Raw genomic sequence first — 17,652 nt, 5'->3', positions numbered from 1 at the left:
CGTAGTGTTCCTTGCACCCTTCAATCAGTACAAATAAAAGAGCCTAACACAAAGTGTCAGACCCTTTATTAGGCTAACTATTTAATTACCGAAGTAACTGAAGAACGCCCTGCGGTTGCTGATTTGCTTGAGCTAGCATTGCTTGTGAAGCTTGCGCCAAGATAGAGTTCTTAGTTTGCTCCATCATTGTTTTAGCCATATCTGTATCACGAACACGTGATTCAGCAGCTGTCAGGTTTTCAGAAGAAGTACCTAAGTTGTTGATCGTATGCTCTAAACGGTTTTGGTTAGCGCCTAGTTTAGAACGTTCTGCTGAAACAGTGTCAATCGCAGATTGAATTTTTGTAATAGCAGCTGATGCGTTTTTAGCGTCAGAAACATCCAGGCCAGATTCAACACCTGTAGAATCTGTACCATTGCTTACATTTGTATCAGTTGTGAAGCCTGTACCAGTACCAGTCAATCCAAGAGCACTTGCACGCATATCACCAATTTCAAGTGTCAGGCTTTGATTTTCGTTTGCACCGATTTGGAATTGAAGACCTGCTCCGGCTTCAACAGCTTCTTTGGCTTTTACTTCCGCAGACCCATCTACAGTTTCAGCAGCATCTACAGATAGACCGCCAGTTCCAGTGATAGTTGCTGCAGTTGCAGATTCAGCTCCAGTCTTTTGTTCTAATTTAAGTTGTCCGCCATCTTTAGTTGCAGTGTACTTAGCGCTTAATTCAGCATCTGCTCCAATAGCAGCAATTAATCCATCAAGATCTGTGAACTCTCCAGCAGCGGCATCATCAGCAGCGGCAACCGTAAATGTTTTTCCATCTACTACTACTGTGTCGCCTGCAGTTGTACTTAATGTTCCTGTTGATGTTACGCTACCGGCCACGGCAGGAGCAGCTTCCACTGCTGCTTGAGCTGCAGTTGCTGAATCCTTAGAACCATTCAATAATTTCTGTGTATTGAATTCAGTAGTGTTACCGATACGGTTGATTTCAGATGTTAATGAATCCATTTCCTTTTGGATTTCTCCACGGTCACTAGTTGTATTAGTATCCGTTGATGCCTGTGTAGCAAGCTCACGCATGCGTTGAAGGATGTCAGTCGTTTCGTTCAATGCACCTTCAGCAGTTTGGATCAAAGAGATGGCATCTTGTGAGTTACGGGAAGCTTGGTCCAATCCGCGGATTTGTCCACGCATTTTTTCAGAGATTGCAAGACCGGCTGCATCATCGCCTGCACGGTTGATGCGCATGCCTGAAGCTAGTTTCTCCATTGATTTGGATTGTGCATTCGTTGCACTTGATAATTGACGGTGCGTGTTTAGAGCTGAAATATTGTGATTGATAATCATTTATGTTTCCTCCTTGAGCCTTAAGTCCCCACGTCCATGTGGTTGTTTACGATGGGCAGTGAATAAGTCGGACGCCTATTTCACAGCCCATCGTTGTATAGTTAATATCGACCTGCTTGGAAACATATTTAGCGGATTTTTACGATTTTTTCTTGAAATACTCATTTATATTTTCCAGAAAATTGGTTTCTGTTTTTGAAGCTTTTCTATTTTCCTGCTGGATGGACAGGTAGACTTCCTTCCTATGGATATCGACGTTTTTAGGGGCATTGATCCCCAGTTTGATCTGTTCCCCCTCAACGGACAGAATCGTAATTTCGATATCATCGCCAATCATGATCGCTTCATTTGGTTTTCTGGTCAATACGAGCATCATTTCCCCACCTGTTCTGCTGGAGGTTCAAACAGTCTGTGCTTTGTAAGGTATTCACTAGCATTCATGATAAATTGCTTACCCACTTTTTTAGGTCCGTTTATGATGATGGGAGCTTGGAGGTTGGCCGTCGTTTCATTGAAAGGGTCCTGGATCGTTAAGATGACGAAAGTGATGACTTCCAGTTCCGTTTCAATTTGTAAAGAAGATAACACTTCATCCGTAAGCTTCACTTCGTAATCATGAAACACTTCAAAAGGGTCCGTCACAATGAAGGCAAGCTCTTTTGTTTCTATCGATTGCAGGACGAAAAATTGCGTGTCATCCAAAGCTAGCAAGCAAAACTGTTTTTCTTCTAAAAATCCTGGTATCCCGCTTTCAAATACATAAATCTCTTTCTCTGCCAATTCTAGTTCGCCATGAAACTTTGTTTGTATGATCATCTATGTTTTCACTTCCCTATCTCATCCGGTAATAAATTTGGTGAAATCTATATCCAGCGCATTTTTTTGTAGAATTTCGACATCCACACTTCCTGGTGTGTATGTATGGTTCGCCCCATTGATTTGAGCATCAATGATCGGTTTTTGTACGGTTGCTTCAATCTCCACTCGGGCAGGCTCGTAGTCCAGCTTCACGCTGAAATGAGAGGGAATCCATCCGAGATTGAATTGCTTATCATGCCCTATGCTGTTTTGCCTGGCATGTTCAGCGAGTGGATTACCCCCTTTTTCAATATGCCTCAGCTCCGTTCCCTGTTGGGCACGTCTTGCCATACCCGCCAGCCAATCTTGATATCCCTGCTTCGCAAATTCATCGACTCTTCTTGAGAGGCTTTTCAAATCCATGTCTTCCCTTGCTTGTAACTGATCGATCGTCAGCTTGCCTGGGGCCGTTTGAATCTCCAGTATGGCTTGCGGCTGTTCGATAGATTGGACCGCCGCCTTCTGTTCGATTTGCTGTACAGGCTGCTCTATATTCAATCCAATCTTCATTGGGGTGGATTGCAATCTGATTTGTGGAATCTGCATCATCAACACTCCTTATAGAAAAAAGCTATCCATTTAAGAATAGCTTAGCGAAGAAAATCCAATAAACTCGGTTGCATGATTTTTGCTCCGATACTTAATGCAGCACTATGGACACTTTCCTGGGTCGTCAAATCCATGATCGCCTTTTCGATATCGACATCCTCATTTTTCGAAAGGATTTCAGTGGCAAAAACCTCCTGCTGCTTGAGACGGTCCGTCATCAGCTCAATCCGATTCTGCCTTGCGCCAACCTGTGCCTGCATGCCTAAGAAAGTATTTATCGTTGTGTCAAGTCCTTCAAGCGTCCCGCTCACGTCCCCGCCGTTTTCGAGTGCATCGATTGTTCGGTCGATGCTTCCGCCGGCAGCGAGTGCATCACCAAAAATCTTGGAACCGTCCGTATTAATTTTAAGGGAAATCCCGGAAAACACTTCAAGGTTTATGTCCCCTGTGCCATACACCGTATTTCCATTCGCATCTTTAACGGACGATGGTCTCACATTCGTATCCTGACCGTTAAAAATATACTTCCCGCCAATCTGTGTGTCGCCGAGAGTTATGAGATGTTCATTTAATTGTTTAATTTCTTCAGTAATGGTTTTAAGTTGTTCTCCTTCATACGTGCCATTGCTGCCTTGAACGGTTAATTCACGAATCCGCTGCATGGCGGAAACCGCTTCCGTAATGGCATCATCTGTGCTGTCGATCCAATTGGTCGCCTCCGCAATGTTACTTTGATACTGCCCTATTTGATTGAGGGTCGTCCGGTACCCCATTCCCATCATGGCCGCAACAGGGTTATCGGATGGTTTGGAGAATTTCTTTTGAGAGGAAACCTGCTCTTGCAGCTTGGACATCTTTTCGTAACTGCTGCTTAAATTCCTCAACATATTATTGGTTAGCATCGATTGCGTTACCCGCACGTTCGTCCCCTCCTATCATCTGCCTGCCGTACCCATTCCGTTTATGATTTTATCGAGCATTTCATCCATCATCGTCATCATTCTTGCAGATGCGTTGTATGCCTGCTGGAATTTGATCATGTCCGTCATTTCTTCATCAAGGGATACGGAACTGACGGACTCCCTATTTTGATTGACCGATGCAGCAAGCACGACAGAATTGGAAAGGTTTTTTTTGGCGCTTTGGGAATCCACGCCAAGCTTTCCGATGATACCGGTATAATAGGTGTCGAAGCTTCCTGTCAATTCATCAGAGTTTTGGTCTTTAGTCGAGTACTCACTGAACGCCTTCTTTTTAAGGTCAGCCAGGAGTTTGGCATTTTCATTATCACCGGATGCCCCTCCGCTTTTTCCGCCTGCGGCTATTTTTGTGGGATCCTTAACAATTTCACTATTCACCTTGATGCTTTGGGCGGCACTCTTACCAGGTTCAACTTCAAAGAAGTTCAATGTTGAATTGTTGTCATCACCTAAGGCATATCCTTGTTTATGGATGGCATTGAACTCATTCACAAAAGCCGTCGTCATATTATCGAGCTTTTTCAGCATATCAGGATAAGCGCCGCCGATCATGCCATCAGCCTTCATATAGCCGAAGCTTTTGATCAAACCGGATAGTTCTCCCGAGAATTTGTAATCCGTCAATGTTTTCGAACCAAATTTCAATCCGTCTACCATACCTGTCTTTTTATCATGGCTAACTTCAACTTTCGAAGTTCCCGCCATCCCGGTTTGGTTAACACTGACAAGATTGATGGGCGGCGCAAAAGACGAACCGTCTTCTTGCATCAATTCGATGTTGTATAGCCCTGTAGCCACATCACTGGCTCTTCCGTAATCCTTCGGAATGACGTTATTCACTTTAATGCTGACAAGCTGCGAGAGATTGTCCACGAGTACATCACGTTTATCATAAAGATCATTGGGGATATAGCCATGCGGCTCCACTTTACTGATCTGTTGGTTAAGCTGATCAATACTGCTGATGAGCGTATTGATTTCGTTCGCTTTGACGTTTATCTGATTGCCTATATCCGTTTGAACATTCGTTAGCGAGTTGTAGTAGTAGTTCAGGGTATCCGCGACCATGACACCTGTCGAGGCAACGACTTCACGGGCCCCGGAGTTTTCCGTATTGGCCGTCAGCCCCTGCAGCGAATTCCAGAACTTCTCCATCGTGGCGGCTAATCCGCTGTCGGTCGGTTCGTTCATGATCCCTTCCATTTTCGTCAGGGATTCGCTCATGGCCCCGTAATAACCGATTTTATTACTTTGTGTCCTGTATTGTGCATCCAGGAAACTGTCGCGGATCCGCTGAACCGTTTCAGCTGCCACCCCTGTCCCGATTTGGCCGGCAACACGCGGGCTGTTCAAACCGACAGTAGGAAAGCCCGACGTCTGGACCAAGTTGACCCGCTGCCTTGAATATCCTAATGTATTGGCATTGGCCACATTATTTCCTGTTGTATACAAGGCTCCTTGAGAGGTGGATAATCCGCGCTTGGCGGTCTCAAGACCCATAAAGGTTGAAATCATTTGCTCGCACCTCCATCTTTTTTCTGCTTCTTATGCTTTGGAATCAAACATACCCATGCCTATTTTCGCCGTTTTCCTAACCGAATCCCCGTAATTCAGATTCTGGTTCTGCGGCCTTAGAATATCCAAAGAGACATTGATGAATTGAAGGGACTGATAGATCAATTGCTGATTTAAGCCGTTCCTCTCCTTCAGCTTTGACACTTCTTCAATCAATTCCGCTTTTAGCATTGCAAGGACTTCCGTTTCTTCAGGTCCTGTCAGCTCCGTTACGGTATGGATGGAGGCAGGCTGTCCCACCGTTCCATTGGCTGCAAGAAATTCCTCGACTGCCCTTTCTCTTTCCTTATCCGTTTGACTGATGGCTTTAATATGCTTTTGTTCCGAAATCAGCAGGGCAGTAATCGCCTCGGTATCATTTGCTTTCAAAATGGCCGTTTTCCTTATCGCCAATTGATTGAAGCTTTTATGAAGCTTGATCAATTTTTCAAGCGATCCGATGATGTTCCGTGCAGACATTTTCCTGCCTCCTCCGCTCATAAATGAAGGACGGAAAATGGCTCCGTCCACTTCATTCAAGCTTTTTCATTGAAAATTCATTTCCGGTAAAAATCGATGAGACCCTTAGCCGTTGCTTGTGCATTCAATTTATAATTTCCTTTTTCAACTTGGATTTTCAATTCGTCCACTTTTGCTTGTCTTGCAGCAAGAATCGGAGATGATTGCTGCATTTCTTTTGCCGCTGAAGAAATTTCAACTTTATCCGAGGATTTGACCTTGGATTCTTGTATATTCCCCGTTTTATTGGCTTGTAGTTTATAAGGGTTAACACCTGTCATACCGACGTTATTGATTTTCATATTCCAGATCCTCTCCTTCGGTCGATTTTATAAATCCCATTGATTCCTAACACATGAAAATGGCTCTGGACTGTGTTATTCTCCCTATCTTCATTATCGACAAGGTTTGGATTTCTTTAATTGTTTCCTGCTAATCTTTCCTTCGACACCCATTGTCGAATATTGTTCTCAATATCGAATATTTTAACAAATGCCGCATCATGATTCCATGATTTATCCTTTTTGATCATCCTTCATGTAGTACGTATTTTTTTTATCATTTCCTTGAATTTCAGTAAGGCGCTTTTCCTCATTTTCAAATGCCCGCAAACCCGATCGCAGTGAATCGCCGCATTTGCCGCATAACCTTCCGCTCTTGATGTTAGTTCCGCAACTTTCACATGGAATTCCTAGATTAGGAAACTGCACCAGCTTTCCGGTTCTCACAAATTTAATTAATAACGTTTCTTCAACGCCGGTGTCCGTAACCACCTGCATCATGGACGCCGTTCTATTTATTTTTTTGCGAATATATGCATACACTTTATCATATTGGGCTTCTTCTTCTTTATAACAGGCATCGCATACATCCCGGAATTTCGTCATAACGAATAACGAATTACAGTTTGGACAGTTGAATACTTCCATCGAGTTCCCTCCTTCACCATCACAGCGATTATTCTTTAGTGTATATATCGAATAATCCCGGCGATACTTTAGGGATGTTCATTAAAATAAGCTGTTTCACCTAGCCAAGGTGATGGATGATACTTCTTTGGCCCCAGCCGTTATCAATGCTTTCGCTGCATGCCTGAGAGTTGTGCCTGTCGTGTAAATGTCATCAATGACCAAAATTGATTTATGCTCCAGCAAATCAGATTGCATCACCTGAAAAACCTGCGGCAATGAGATCCTCTCCTGCCGTGATTTTTTTGATTGTTTTTCCGTATGGATTCTTGTCAAAGTCTCAACCGTGTGAAGTCCAATCAGATCTGCCAAAGCCTGCCCTTGGTTGAATCCCCGCTCCCTAAGCCGTTCATGACTAAGCGGGATGGCCGTTACCAGGTCAAATTCCATGTCCTTTAACCTTTCTTTCAAAAAAGGAGCGAAAACCTCAGCTAATGCATAATCCCCCCGGTACTTATATTTAGCAATGATATCTTTTAAGTATTCATTGTAATGAAATAGCGATATGTTCTTCGACAAATAGCCTCCCCATTCCCCGTCCCTTTCCCATCTTGAACAATCCAGACAGAGGCCACTGGTCATATATTCCCTGTCCAACTGCCTTGAGCACATTGTACACGTCTCTCCGGTAATCCTATTAAGTTTCCCCTCACATCCATCGCAGATTACCCTTGCCTCGGCCCGTTTAAGCAAGCTCCTCCATGTCAATGCCTGCTTCATTCCCTCATCACAAACAAGACATCTATTCATCGAGCAGCCCCCTTTTCATGGCATCTTTATTCATCATTTGTATATGGTGAACCGCCTCGACCATCGCTTTACTTTTACCGTAATGAAAAAAGGTGATCGTCCCGGCAGGGTTAGCAAGGCTTCTCCCTACCCTGCCGGCAATCTGAACGAGGGCACTTTCAGAAAACACTTCATGTTCAGCACCAATCACGGCTACTTCCAACCGATCAATTGTCACGCCGCGTTCCAGGATGGTCGTTGTCAGTAATCCCGGAATCATTCCATTCCTTAGTGCCATTACCTTTTCCTTTCGATCAGGGTGCCGGGAGTGGACAATCGATAATTTTGGGGACAGTCTTTGGAACAGCGGAATGGCCTGCTCCATCACTTGAATGCTTGGAAAAAACAATAGGAAGGGGATGTTCTGCTTAAGGCGTTCACTTACCCATCCATTAATTGCGGGGGGAATCTTTTGTTGAAGAAATAGTTTTTGCCAATTGCCGCTCCACTTCATTCCAGGGACAGGAATTGGCTGTCGATGATAACGGGCCGGGATTATGACGGCTTTCAATTTACCGCTTCGGTATTGCCGCTGCATCCGTTTCGAAGGTGTGGCGGTCAAGTAGATGGTCGCCGCAGAAACCTTTTTCGATTTATTAACCGCATAATGCAGCGAATCATCAATTGAGTAGGGAAACGCATCGACTTCATCAACGATGATGACATCGAAAGCTTCATTAAAACGGAAAAGCTGATGTGTCGTGGTAACTGTCAGTGGCGAAAAGCCATGTCTATCTGCACTGCCGGCATAGAGGGTCGTGACGTCAATGGCAGGAAAGGCTTTTTTTAACCTTGGGGAGAGTTCGAGAACGACATCGGTCCGCGGTGTTGCCAAACAAATCCGTTTCCCGGCATGCAAGGCTGCCTCAATCGCCGGAAATAGGACCTCCGTCTTCCCTGCCCCGCATACAGCCCATACCAGGAATTCATCTTTTCCGTTCACGGCTTCAACGACACAGTCGGAGGCATTTTGTTGACCTGCCGATAAAGTGCCTGCCCACCTCATAACATTTTCAGGAATCGTAAACTGAATGCCGGGCCCGGTCCACCTATAAAGCTTTGCACATTCACTGACCCGTCCCATCATGATGCATGAGCGGCAGTATGTGCAATCTTGATTGCAAATCTTGCAAGGGAATGTATAAAACAACGTTTGATCTTTGTTACCGCAGCGTACACAGTTAAAACTGCTGTTCCCCGATTGCACGCCGCAAGTTTCCGAGACATACCCATTCTTGAGGTGCTCTGCGAGGAGTTCTTGGGAGAAGGGGATTTCGAAGGCCAAAAGGTGTTTTCCGGTGAGATGGTTCTGAAGTTCCGGGGAATAAGGGGGGGAAATGCTCATGTTTTTCAAACTGCAACCTCCATTTCTTGATAAATTACACTCCTCCTTATCATTCGCTTTTTACTCCCGGATTCCTTTTTGCTCCATAAAAAAACGCCTTACACTTAGTAAAGGCGTCACAGCTTAAATTTTATACCAGCCCATCCCCATTGAACCTTCGCCCAGATGCGTTCCGATTACCGGACCGAAGTAGCTGATGTCGAACTCGACATTTGGGAATCGGGCTTCAAGTTCGGCTTTCCAGTCTTTAGCTTCACTTTCCCGTTTTGCATGAATGATGACGGCTTTATATTTCTCGCCGCTCGACGCGTCTTCCCCAAGTAAATCGGCAATCCTTTTCATCGCTTTTTTTCTTGTACGGATTTTTTCGAATGGGACGATGACTTTATCAACAAAATGGAGGACAGGCTTCACTTGAAGCAAACTGCCAATCAATGCTTGGGCACTGCTTAAGCGGCCGCCGCGCTGCAGATGGGATAGGTCATCTGCCATGAAGTAGGCCCTTACCGATGGTTTCATTTCTTCGAGCCTTGCCATGATTTCTTCTGCACCCTTACCATCAAGTGCCATTTTTGCCGCCTCGATCACGTAAAACCCCTGTACCATGCAGCTGATTTCCGAATCAAAGGCATGAACCCTAATTCCCTCGACCATTTCACCTGCAGATACCGCTCCTTGATACGTTCCGCTGATGCCGCTCGATAAATGAATGGAAATAACATCATCATATTCTTTCTGCAGTTCCTCGAACTTCTCGACAAACTTCCCGATTGGAGGCTGTGAAGTGGTCGGCAATTTCTCCTGCATCTTTACTTCCTCATAAAACTCATCCGCAGTTATATCAACTTCCTCCCGGTAAGCTTCATTGGAAAAAATGACATTAAGCGGCATCATATGTATATGTAAACGATCACGTATTTCCTTAGGTATATATGCAGTGCTATCTGTTACGACTGCGGTTTTCATAATAGTACCATCCTTATAAAAATTTACTCTGTATCATATTCACCATTTTATCTGAAAATGCCCTTATTTGCATTAAATAGCCTTCTGCATTACCAAAAATATGAAACCGAGAATTTGAATCGAGTCATCCATTCAAAAAAAATCCAGCCCTTCAGCACGCATTGCGGTATCTGAAGAGCCGGACTTATCGAACGCTTTAATTACTTCACTTCCACCCAGCCATTTTTAATAGCTAGTACAACCGCTTGTGTACGGTCATTCACATTCATCTTCTGAAGAATGTTACTCACATGGTTCTTGACTGTTTTTTCACTGATATATAGAGTTTCGCCGATGGCCCGGTTGCTTTTCCCGTCCGCTAGAAGTTGAAGCACTTCACATTCGCGTCGAGTCAATAGGTGTAGCGGCCTCCTGATTTCTATCGTATGTACGGAATCACGATCAGCACCCTCTTCAGCTGCTAAGCGGCGATATTCTTTAACTAAATTATGGGTCACCTTTGGATGAAGGTATGAGCCGCCTTCAGCGACTACACGCACAGCATCAATCAACGCATCTGCGTCCATTTCTTTCAAAAGATAACCTTGTGCTCCTGTTTTCAATGCGTGCTGCACGTAGTTTTCATCATCATGAATGGAAAGGATGATGACTTTTGTTTCAGGGTAACGGTTCACGAGCATTTTTGTTGCTTCGATCCCATTCATGTTCGGCATGTTGATATCCATTATAACAACATCAGGTTTATGTGTTTCAACGAGGTCCATAGCTTCGCTTCCGTCATCACCCTCGGCAACAACATCAAAGGATGATTCAAAATCTAATATGCGCTTTACGCCTTCACGGAAAAGCTGATGGTCATCGATAATGATGATACTAGTCTTCAACGGCTTCTTCCTCCTAATTTCTATTTAATATGTTTATTCTCTATTATTTATAAATGGTAGGGAACTTGTATAAATACCAAAGTGCCTGCCCCCGGTTGTGAATCGATCGTCATTTCACCTTCCAGCAGCTCGACTCTTTCCCTCATTCCTACCAAGCCAAATGAACCTTCTTTTTGAATCGAAGAGTCAAACCCCTTTCCATCATCTTTGACGACGACGGTCACCATCTCCTTGGAAATGGACAGTTTAACTTGAATCTGTTTTGGATCCGCATGCTTCAATGAATTTTGTACAGCCTCTTGAACCAGCCTGAATAAAGCGACCTCCATATCGGAAGGAAGCCTTTTGACCTGTCCAAGGTTGACGAAATTCAGATTCACGCCATTATTATAGTCTTCGGTCGTTTGCAGGTACTTTCTGAGGGTAGGTACAAGGCCTAAATCATCAAGCGCCATAGGACGAAGGTCATAGATGATCCTGCGCACTTCATATAAAGCATTCCTTACCATGACCTTTAAACTGCGGATTTCCACTAACGCTTCATCAGGACCTCTCTCCCGTTGCACTCGTTCTATCAAGTCTGAGCGCATCATGACGTTTGCCAGCATTTGCGCAGGACCATCATGAATCTCACGTGAGAGCTTTTTACGTTCCTGCTCCTGGGCTTCGATTATTTTCAGGCCGAAGTCCTGTTTGCGTTTCGCTTCTTGAAGGGCTTCCCCCACAAATTTAAGATCCTGTGTCAAATAATTCTGTACTACCGATATTTGCGAAACGAGATGCACCGCTTTATCGATCGTCTGCTGTAGACCCCTTAACCTTAACTCAAGCTCATCCCGGCGATTACGGAGCTCTTTCTCCAATTGCCGGTTAATTTGTAAATCGACTTGCAGCTTATGTGCCCTTTCATAAGCATCGCGCACCTGTTCTTCAGAAAAATGGTTGAAGTGCATACTGACTTCTGAAAGCCTTTTTCGAGCAAACCTGGCTTTTGCATCCAATGCATCGCTGTCGGTTATCACAATGGCAACCCTGATTTTCACATCATCAAGCTCTTTTGATAATGACTCGAAATCCTTTCGGCATTGTTCGCCGATATCAAAGACTTCATCCTTACTCTCACTAACAGTGCTCACCATTGTTTCTAAGATCTTGTCCAATGCTTTAGCATCAACCTTTTTTATGGACATTAAGATCCCTCCACTTAAATCAAAAGACTTAAACAATTTATTGTCTTAAAGACTATGTATATGGAAAAAAGTTCTTTCCCTTTTTCATGAATGGTTAAATTTCAGGTAAATTTTGTATGAAGTAACCTTCATGAACATATTGTACCAAAAAATGATTAAAAATACGTTAATTCCCTTTTATGATTTCCATAAAATGTACCTATTTACTATACATCTCATATTCCCGGCCATTAAGTCTGCCTATTAAAGGCAGTAAGCCATTTCAATTATCCTAATACAAAATATCCTTTTCAATCAAATGAGATATTCCGCTCCATTGATTATCATATGAAATAGATGCATTTATTAAATGGCAAAATCCCTGAAATGAGAGGACGCGTTAAAGTAAAGCCAGGATATTGGCACAGAACTTTTGTTTTTCCAACAATGTTATTCTTTTAAGCATATATGACCAGCTAATAACAATAACAGGCAATGAAATTAATTATAACACGTACAGCTTTTTCTTATATTAAAGTTTCTTTACACATGCGGTATGTAAATGAATCGTCATTGCCACTTTTTCCGCAAAGCCTTATAATAAATCAACTAATAGGAAGTACGAAGGTGGAATAGTTATGCTCACTCAATATTTAACGGTGGCAGGTCGCGGCGAACATGAAATCGTCATTGAAAAATCCCGTTTTATTTCCCACATCGCCCGAGTTGAAACCGAAGATGCCGCACAGGCCTTTATCCAGGAAATCAAGAAAAAGCACAAAGATGCTACACATAATTGTTCCGCTTATATGATCGGGGAACAAAATCAAATCCAAAAAGCCCTCGATGATGGGGAACCGAGCGGAACGGCAGGCGTCCCTATCCTGGAAGTGCTTAAGAAAAAAGAACTGAAAGACACCGCTGTTGTTGTCACACGATATTTTGGCGGCATCAAACTTGGTGCTGGCGGTCTCATTCGCGCTTACAGCAAAGCGACTTCAGAAGGAATAAATACCACAGGTGTGGTTGTAAGAAAACTAATGCGGGTCATTTCGACAACCGTCGACTATACCTGGCTAGGAAAATTGGAAAACGAATTGCGATCTTCCATTTATCAAATAAAGGAAATTCAGTACCTTGATCAGGTCAATATCCTTGTATATGTTGAGGAAACACAAAAAGAGACATATACCGCTTGGATTACAGAGCTGACAAATGGTCAAGGCCATATCACTGAGGAAGAAATGCTTTATTTGGAAGAGGAACTCGCCTGATAAACTCCTGCATATTTTTCCTTTTTTATGCTGTAATATAATTGAAAAGAAATATTTATTTTACGAAATTATTAAATCATTGTAAAATTAGGTGTAATATATGACGAAATATAAACTGCAGGATTCGAAAAATAGCGATATATGTCTGATGTTCGTTATTTAAAAGGAGAAGAAAAAGATGTCTACTACTAGGCGTGTTTATAAAATTAAAAAAACAAAGAAAAAAAGGCGAAAGAGGCTTTGGTTATTGCTTGTTCCCCTGCTGGTACTTGGTCTGGGAGCTTCTACGTATGCTGCAACCCTGTATATGAAAGCCCAGAATGTATTCAGTGATTCTTATGACCCTGTGGAAGCATCAGCAAAGCGAGATGCAGCGATCGACCCGCTCGAAGATAATTTCTCGATCCTTTTCATAGGAATCGATGATAGTAAGGACCGTGACTTAAAAGGAAATTCCCGCTCGGATGCTTTAATGCTGGCCACATTCAATAAAGATCAAAAATCTATCAAACTATTAAGCATTCCACGTGATTCCTATGTGTACGTGCCAGCCAAAGGCGTAACCACGAAAATCAACGCGGCCCACGCAGCCGGCGGGCCAAAAGCGACGATGGACACCGTAGAGGAGTTATTCGATATCCCTGTCGATTATTATGTTCGCATGAACTTTAATGCTTTCATCGATGTCGTAGATTCATTGGATGGTATCGAAGTCGACGTCCCTTATGAAATTAATGAAATCGATTCACATGACAAGAAGAATGCCATCCATCTCGAAGAAGGATTACAGACCGTTGATGGTGAAGAAGCATTAGCGTTTGCACGGACACGTAAAAAGGACAGTGATATCCAACGTGGTGAGCGTCAGCAGGAAGTCCTAAGAGCCATCATTGCCAAAGCAACCTCTGCCGGATCACTGACGAAATATACAGACGTAATGGAAGCTGTCGGTGACAATATGACAACGAACCTTCAATTCTCACAAATGAAAGGTTTCATAAAATATGTAACGACCGATAAAGGACTCAATCTTGAAACCATCAAACTTGAAGGTCAGGATTCTACCATTAACGGAACCTATTATTATCAGCTGAACGATACATCAGTAGCGAACACTAAACTGTTGCTTCAATCCCACTTGAACCTGGGACCGAATGAAGGCAATCAAACCGAAGCTGCTCAATCACAAACACAAGAATAAAGTGCAACCCCCACTCACTCATGAGTGGGGGTTTCCTTTTTGAAGCGTTCGCCTCCATATAGCTTAACTTATATGAAATGACATGCTTCACAGACAGCCTTAAATGATCCGCACTCAACAAAAAAAGCCACCAACCGTTATTTAAACGGTTGGTGGCTTTTCATTTATACACTAGCAAAATTAGCTAATCTAGTAATCTATTTCCAAAACAATCATGACTTGTTTTTAAAGTTGAGCATCTTCAGCAACGGCTGATAGTTTGAATTGACCAAACCAATTTTCTCCACAAAAATTTCTATGATCAGCAGGAGTCCCGTTACAAGGATCAAAGCTCCCCACACCGTTGCAAATTGAAAGATTATTGCCGCTAAGCCAAAGCAAGCAGCTAAAGCGTAAATGAGCAAGACAGTCTGCTTATGAGTGAATCCCAAGTTTATCAAACAGTGATGTAAATGGGATTTATCAGCAGCCGAGATCGGCTGTTTATTGACGACCCTGCGGATAATCGCGAAAAATGTATCCGAAATGGGAACACCCAAAATGATGATCGGTACGATCAATGAAATCATCGTAACGTTTTTAAACCCTTGCAGGGACAGAACGGCAATGATGTAACCTAAGAATAATGCGCCTGTATCTCCCATGAAAATCTTTGCCGGATGAAAGTTATATTTCAAAAAGCCAAGAGTGCTTCCAATCACGATCAATGCTACCATAGCAACAAATAGGTCCCCTTTAATAAGGGCCATAGTTGCAATTGTCACTAATGCGATCGTTGAGACACCGCCTGCGAGACCATCCAGTCCGTCTATTAGGTTGATTGCATTAATGATGCCGACAATCCACAAAATTGTGATCGGTATACTTAAAACACCAAATTCAAGTGTATCGATAAAGAACGGCAAATTGATGAATTCCACTTCAAGACCGCCCCATAATACGATAATGAGGGCCGCTAAAACCTGGCCCAGGAATTTGGGTGCAGCTCTTAATTCAAAAATATCATCAGCCATCCCGATCAAAATGATGACAAGGGCTCCCACCAGAAGGGGCAGCTGCTCCCCAAAATCATCCATGAAAAGCAAGTAGGTAATGAAAGTAATGAAAAAACTCAAAAATATAGCTAAACCGCCCATACGCGGCATAATTTTACTATGCACTTTTCGCTCATTCGGTTTATCGGTAGCTCCTAACTTAAAGGCCAGCTTTCCGACAAAAGGAGTCAAAAAAATGGATAATAAAAAGGCTACCAACAAGGCCCCTATTAACATCAAGAACATCAAGAACATCAAGAACCACCTCAATTCAACTAAAAATCTAATACCCGTAACGATCTATAAGAAAACCTATATATAAATGCTTATTTTAATTTTTCATCCTCAAATAAACATTATATACGTTATTGGCTAAAATCTCTATAGAAAAGTTGTTTTTTGCAAATTTTTGTAAATCCAACCCTATCTTTGTCAGGTCCCCGGATTTTTTTAATTCTATAGCATTGCAGATGGCCAATTTCAGCTGTTCGACATTGCCGATATCCGTAATCCAGCCCTTGCTCCGATCGGGAATCAATTCCTGTACACCTCCGACATCACTTGTGATTGCCGGAAGACCCGACCTTGCTCCTTCAAGTAAAACCAGTGGAAAACTTTCGCTTAATGAAGTCAATAATGTGATGTCCCCTAACGGGTAGATTCGTTCTAAATCTTCACGATACCCTAAAAAGTGCACATGATCGGATAATCCCTTTTCCGAGACCATCTCTTCCAAAGCGGATTTCCTGCTCCCGTCCCCTGCAAGCAACAGCTTTACATGGGGGAATTCCGATACCACTTCACTTAATGCCGCTAAAGCAAATTCATGACCTTTCACCGATTCAAGCCTTGCAGGCATGATGACGATGAAATCATCCTTTCCAAACCCGAAATCTTCTCTTTGAAACGGGAAAGGCAATTCCTTTTCAAAGTCAATTCCGTTTAGGATCTTTGTTATTTTTGACGAATGGATTCCTTGGTCAATCAAGTCCTGCTTAAAGCGGTCGGAAACTGCCAGTATATGATCGGCATATTGAAATGACCTTACATGAAGGCCCGTAAACAATTTTCCTTTTACACCCTGCCCCAAAAAGTCATGATGGGGTGAACTGTGAACAGTAAGAAGCCAAGGGCATTTAATGAGGCGCTTTATAAAGGCACCATATATATTCGCCCGCGGACCATGTGTATGGATGATGTCTATATTATTTAGACGGATAAAGTCCCGTAAAGGTTTCAAAATTGAAAGGTCATATTTGGAATGTTGCTTGAAAAGTTCGGTTTGTATCCCGGAAGACATGGCCCGCCGGTAAAGTTCACCATCTTCAAATACACCAAGCAAACACTCCTCTTTATTCAATTGGTTCAGTAAGGACATAATATGAAACATTCCGCCGCCAGTTTCATTCCCAGCGTTTAAGTGCAAGATCCTCATCCAGTCCACTCCTTATGTTCAGGAACGCTGCACCGTTTTCCTTAACCGCCTAACCTTTAAAACGAATCTTGGCAGCGCAAGCATCCGTTTCCACCGCGAAGGTTGCTGGATCAGTCGGTACAACCATTCAAGACGCATCTTTTGCCAGAAAACCGGGGCACGGTTCACCTTTCCCGCAAGGACATCAAAGCTTCCCCCAACTCCCATGAATAACCCCTTATTGAATAGCCCATAGTGCTTGGAAACCCATTTTTCCTGCCTAGGGAACCCTAATGCAGTCAAAATGATGTCAGGTTCAAGTTCCGCTATCGACTTAGGCAGGGCATCATCCTTTATATCAATGTAACCATGGTTGTATCCCACCAACTCGAGACCCGGGTATGATTCTTTTACTTTCAGGGCCGCTGCTTCAATCACGCTTTCCTCCGCTCCAAGCAGGTATACCTTCAGCGCTTTTTCATCAGCGATCCGAAATAATTCATTCATCAAGTCGAATCCAGTAATCCGCTCTTGTAAAGGTTGATTTAGCCATTTAGAGGCCATAATAATACCAACACCATCCGGAGTGATGTAATCAGCCGATATAATGATGTCTTTATAATCCTGATGTTCATTTGCATACTCAACTATTTCCGGATTTGCCGTAACGATAAACGTTTTTTCCTGATTCATCAATCTTGGATAGATCATTCCATTCACGAATTCATCCATATTGCTATCAATGAATGGTATGGATAGTATCTCAACAAACTTTTCTGTCATTTCACTTCAGCCTT

The 17,652-nt window shown here is 43.0% G+C and carries 19 protein-coding genes; 2 read left to right on the top strand and 17 right to left on the bottom strand.

Annotation, left to right across the window (positions count from 1 at the left end):
- Nucleotides 1-85: 85 nt before the first annotated feature.
- From FNK51_RS06345 to FNK51_RS06280, 14 genes are all read right to left on the bottom strand, one after another.
- Nucleotides 86-1,351 carry a flagellin N-terminal helical domain-containing protein gene (locus FNK51_RS06345; protein ID WP_141992793.1) on the bottom strand — a complete coding sequence of 422 codons (1,266 nt, stop codon included), beginning with the start codon at nucleotides 1,349-1,351 and terminating at the stop codon, nucleotides 86-88.
- 139 nt (nucleotides 1,352-1,490) lie between these two features.
- Nucleotides 1,491-1,724 carry a carbon storage regulator CsrA gene (gene csrA, locus FNK51_RS06340; RefSeq protein WP_141992792.1) on the bottom strand — a complete coding sequence of 78 codons (234 nt, stop codon included), beginning with the start codon at nucleotides 1,722-1,724 and terminating at the stop codon, nucleotides 1,491-1,493.
- Nucleotides 1,724-2,167: a flagellar assembly protein FliW gene (gene fliW / locus FNK51_RS06335; RefSeq protein WP_141992791.1), complete on the bottom strand. Its 444-nt coding sequence runs from the start codon at nucleotides 2,165-2,167 to the stop codon at nucleotides 1,724-1,726. The genes csrA and fliW overlap by 1 nt, the downstream gene beginning before the upstream one ends.
- 21 nt (nucleotides 2,168-2,188) lie before the next feature.
- On the bottom strand, nucleotides 2,189-2,755 hold the full coding sequence (locus FNK51_RS06330; RefSeq protein ID WP_141992790.1) for a DUF6470 family protein: 567 nt from the start codon (nucleotides 2,753-2,755) through the stop codon (nucleotides 2,189-2,191).
- Nucleotides 2,756-2,799: 44 nt separating this feature from the next.
- Nucleotides 2,800-3,678, bottom strand: coding sequence for a flagellar hook-associated protein FlgL (flgL, locus tag FNK51_RS06325; RefSeq protein WP_141992789.1), 879 nt, complete (start codon nucleotides 3,676-3,678; stop codon nucleotides 2,800-2,802).
- Between the two features lie 15 nt (nucleotides 3,679-3,693).
- Nucleotides 3,694-5,253, bottom strand: a complete 1,560-nt coding sequence (flgK, locus tag FNK51_RS06320) for a flagellar hook-associated protein FlgK (protein WP_141992788.1) — start codon at nucleotides 5,251-5,253, stop codon at nucleotides 3,694-3,696.
- Between the two features lie 30 nt (nucleotides 5,254-5,283).
- Complete coding sequence (locus tag FNK51_RS06315; RefSeq protein ID WP_181762197.1) at nucleotides 5,284-5,772, bottom strand: flagellar protein FlgN; 489 nt, start codon at nucleotides 5,770-5,772, stop codon at nucleotides 5,284-5,286.
- Nucleotides 5,773-5,849: 77 nt separating this feature from the next.
- A complete protein-coding gene (gene flgM, locus FNK51_RS06310; protein ID WP_098371589.1) occupies nucleotides 5,850-6,113 on the bottom strand; it encodes a flagellar biosynthesis anti-sigma factor FlgM in 264 nt (87 codons plus the stop codon).
- Nucleotides 6,114-6,326: 213 nt separating this feature from the next.
- Nucleotides 6,327-6,740: a TIGR03826 family flagellar region protein gene (locus tag FNK51_RS06305; RefSeq protein WP_141992786.1), complete on the bottom strand. Its 414-nt coding sequence runs from the start codon at nucleotides 6,738-6,740 to the stop codon at nucleotides 6,327-6,329.
- 96 nt (nucleotides 6,741-6,836) lie between these two features.
- Nucleotides 6,837-7,529, bottom strand: a complete 693-nt coding sequence (locus FNK51_RS06300) for a ComFC family protein (RefSeq protein ID WP_141992785.1) — start codon at nucleotides 7,527-7,529, stop codon at nucleotides 6,837-6,839.
- Entirely contained in the window at nucleotides 7,522-8,913 is a 1,392-nt protein-coding gene (locus FNK51_RS06295) for an ATP-dependent helicase ComFA (RefSeq protein ID WP_286178591.1), read from the bottom strand. Before FNK51_RS06295 ends, FNK51_RS06300 begins: the two co-directional genes overlap by 8 nt.
- A 123-nt stretch (nucleotides 8,914-9,036) precedes the next feature.
- Nucleotides 9,037-9,879, bottom strand: a complete 843-nt coding sequence (locus FNK51_RS06290) for a DegV family protein (RefSeq protein ID WP_098371592.1) — start codon at nucleotides 9,877-9,879, stop codon at nucleotides 9,037-9,039.
- A 200-nt stretch (nucleotides 9,880-10,079) separates the two neighbouring features.
- Nucleotides 10,080-10,763 (bottom strand): response regulator transcription factor, encoded by a 684-nt coding sequence (locus FNK51_RS06285; protein ID WP_098371593.1) that lies wholly within the window; start codon nucleotides 10,761-10,763, stop codon nucleotides 10,080-10,082.
- A 47-nt stretch (nucleotides 10,764-10,810) separates the two neighbouring features.
- The gene (locus FNK51_RS06280) at nucleotides 10,811-11,953 is read right to left on the bottom strand and encodes a sensor histidine kinase (RefSeq protein ID WP_098371594.1); all 1,143 of its coding nucleotides are present in this window, start codon (nucleotides 11,951-11,953) and stop codon (nucleotides 10,811-10,813) included.
- A 617-nt stretch (nucleotides 11,954-12,570) separates the two neighbouring features.
- Between FNK51_RS06280 and FNK51_RS06275 the strand changes: the two genes are divergently transcribed.
- Both FNK51_RS06275 and FNK51_RS06270 read left to right on the top strand, forming a co-directional pair.
- A complete protein-coding gene (locus tag FNK51_RS06275) occupies nucleotides 12,571-13,206 on the top strand; it encodes a YigZ family protein (RefSeq protein WP_141992784.1) in 636 nt (211 codons plus the stop codon).
- A gap of 178 nt (nucleotides 13,207-13,384) precedes the next feature.
- Entirely contained in the window at nucleotides 13,385-14,407 is a 1,023-nt protein-coding gene (locus FNK51_RS06270; RefSeq protein WP_141992783.1) for an LCP family protein, read from the top strand.
- A gap of 212 nt (nucleotides 14,408-14,619) precedes the next feature.
- Here the strand turns inward: FNK51_RS06270 and FNK51_RS06265 are convergent, their stop codons facing one another.
- The 3 genes from FNK51_RS06265 to FNK51_RS06255 form a co-directional block, all read right to left on the bottom strand.
- On the bottom strand, nucleotides 14,620-15,678 hold the full coding sequence (locus FNK51_RS06265) for a glycosyltransferase family 4 protein (protein WP_141992882.1): 1,059 nt from the start codon (nucleotides 15,676-15,678) through the stop codon (nucleotides 14,620-14,622).
- Between the two features lie 94 nt (nucleotides 15,679-15,772).
- A complete protein-coding gene (locus FNK51_RS06260) occupies nucleotides 15,773-16,876 on the bottom strand; it encodes a glycosyltransferase family 4 protein (RefSeq protein ID WP_141992782.1) in 1,104 nt (367 codons plus the stop codon).
- 18 nt (nucleotides 16,877-16,894) lie between these two features.
- Nucleotides 16,895-17,638 (bottom strand): WecB/TagA/CpsF family glycosyltransferase, encoded by a 744-nt coding sequence (locus tag FNK51_RS06255; RefSeq protein ID WP_141992781.1) that lies wholly within the window; start codon nucleotides 17,636-17,638, stop codon nucleotides 16,895-16,897.
- Nucleotides 17,639-17,652: the final 14 nt, after the last annotated feature.

The sequence above is a fragment of the Bacillus sp. B4EP4a genome (assembly GCF_006680105.1).
In the GTDB taxonomy this organism is placed as follows: Bacteria; Bacillota; Bacilli; order Bacillales; family DSM-1321; genus Peribacillus; species Peribacillus simplex_E.
This window is presented reverse-complemented; position numbering and strand designations above follow the sequence as displayed.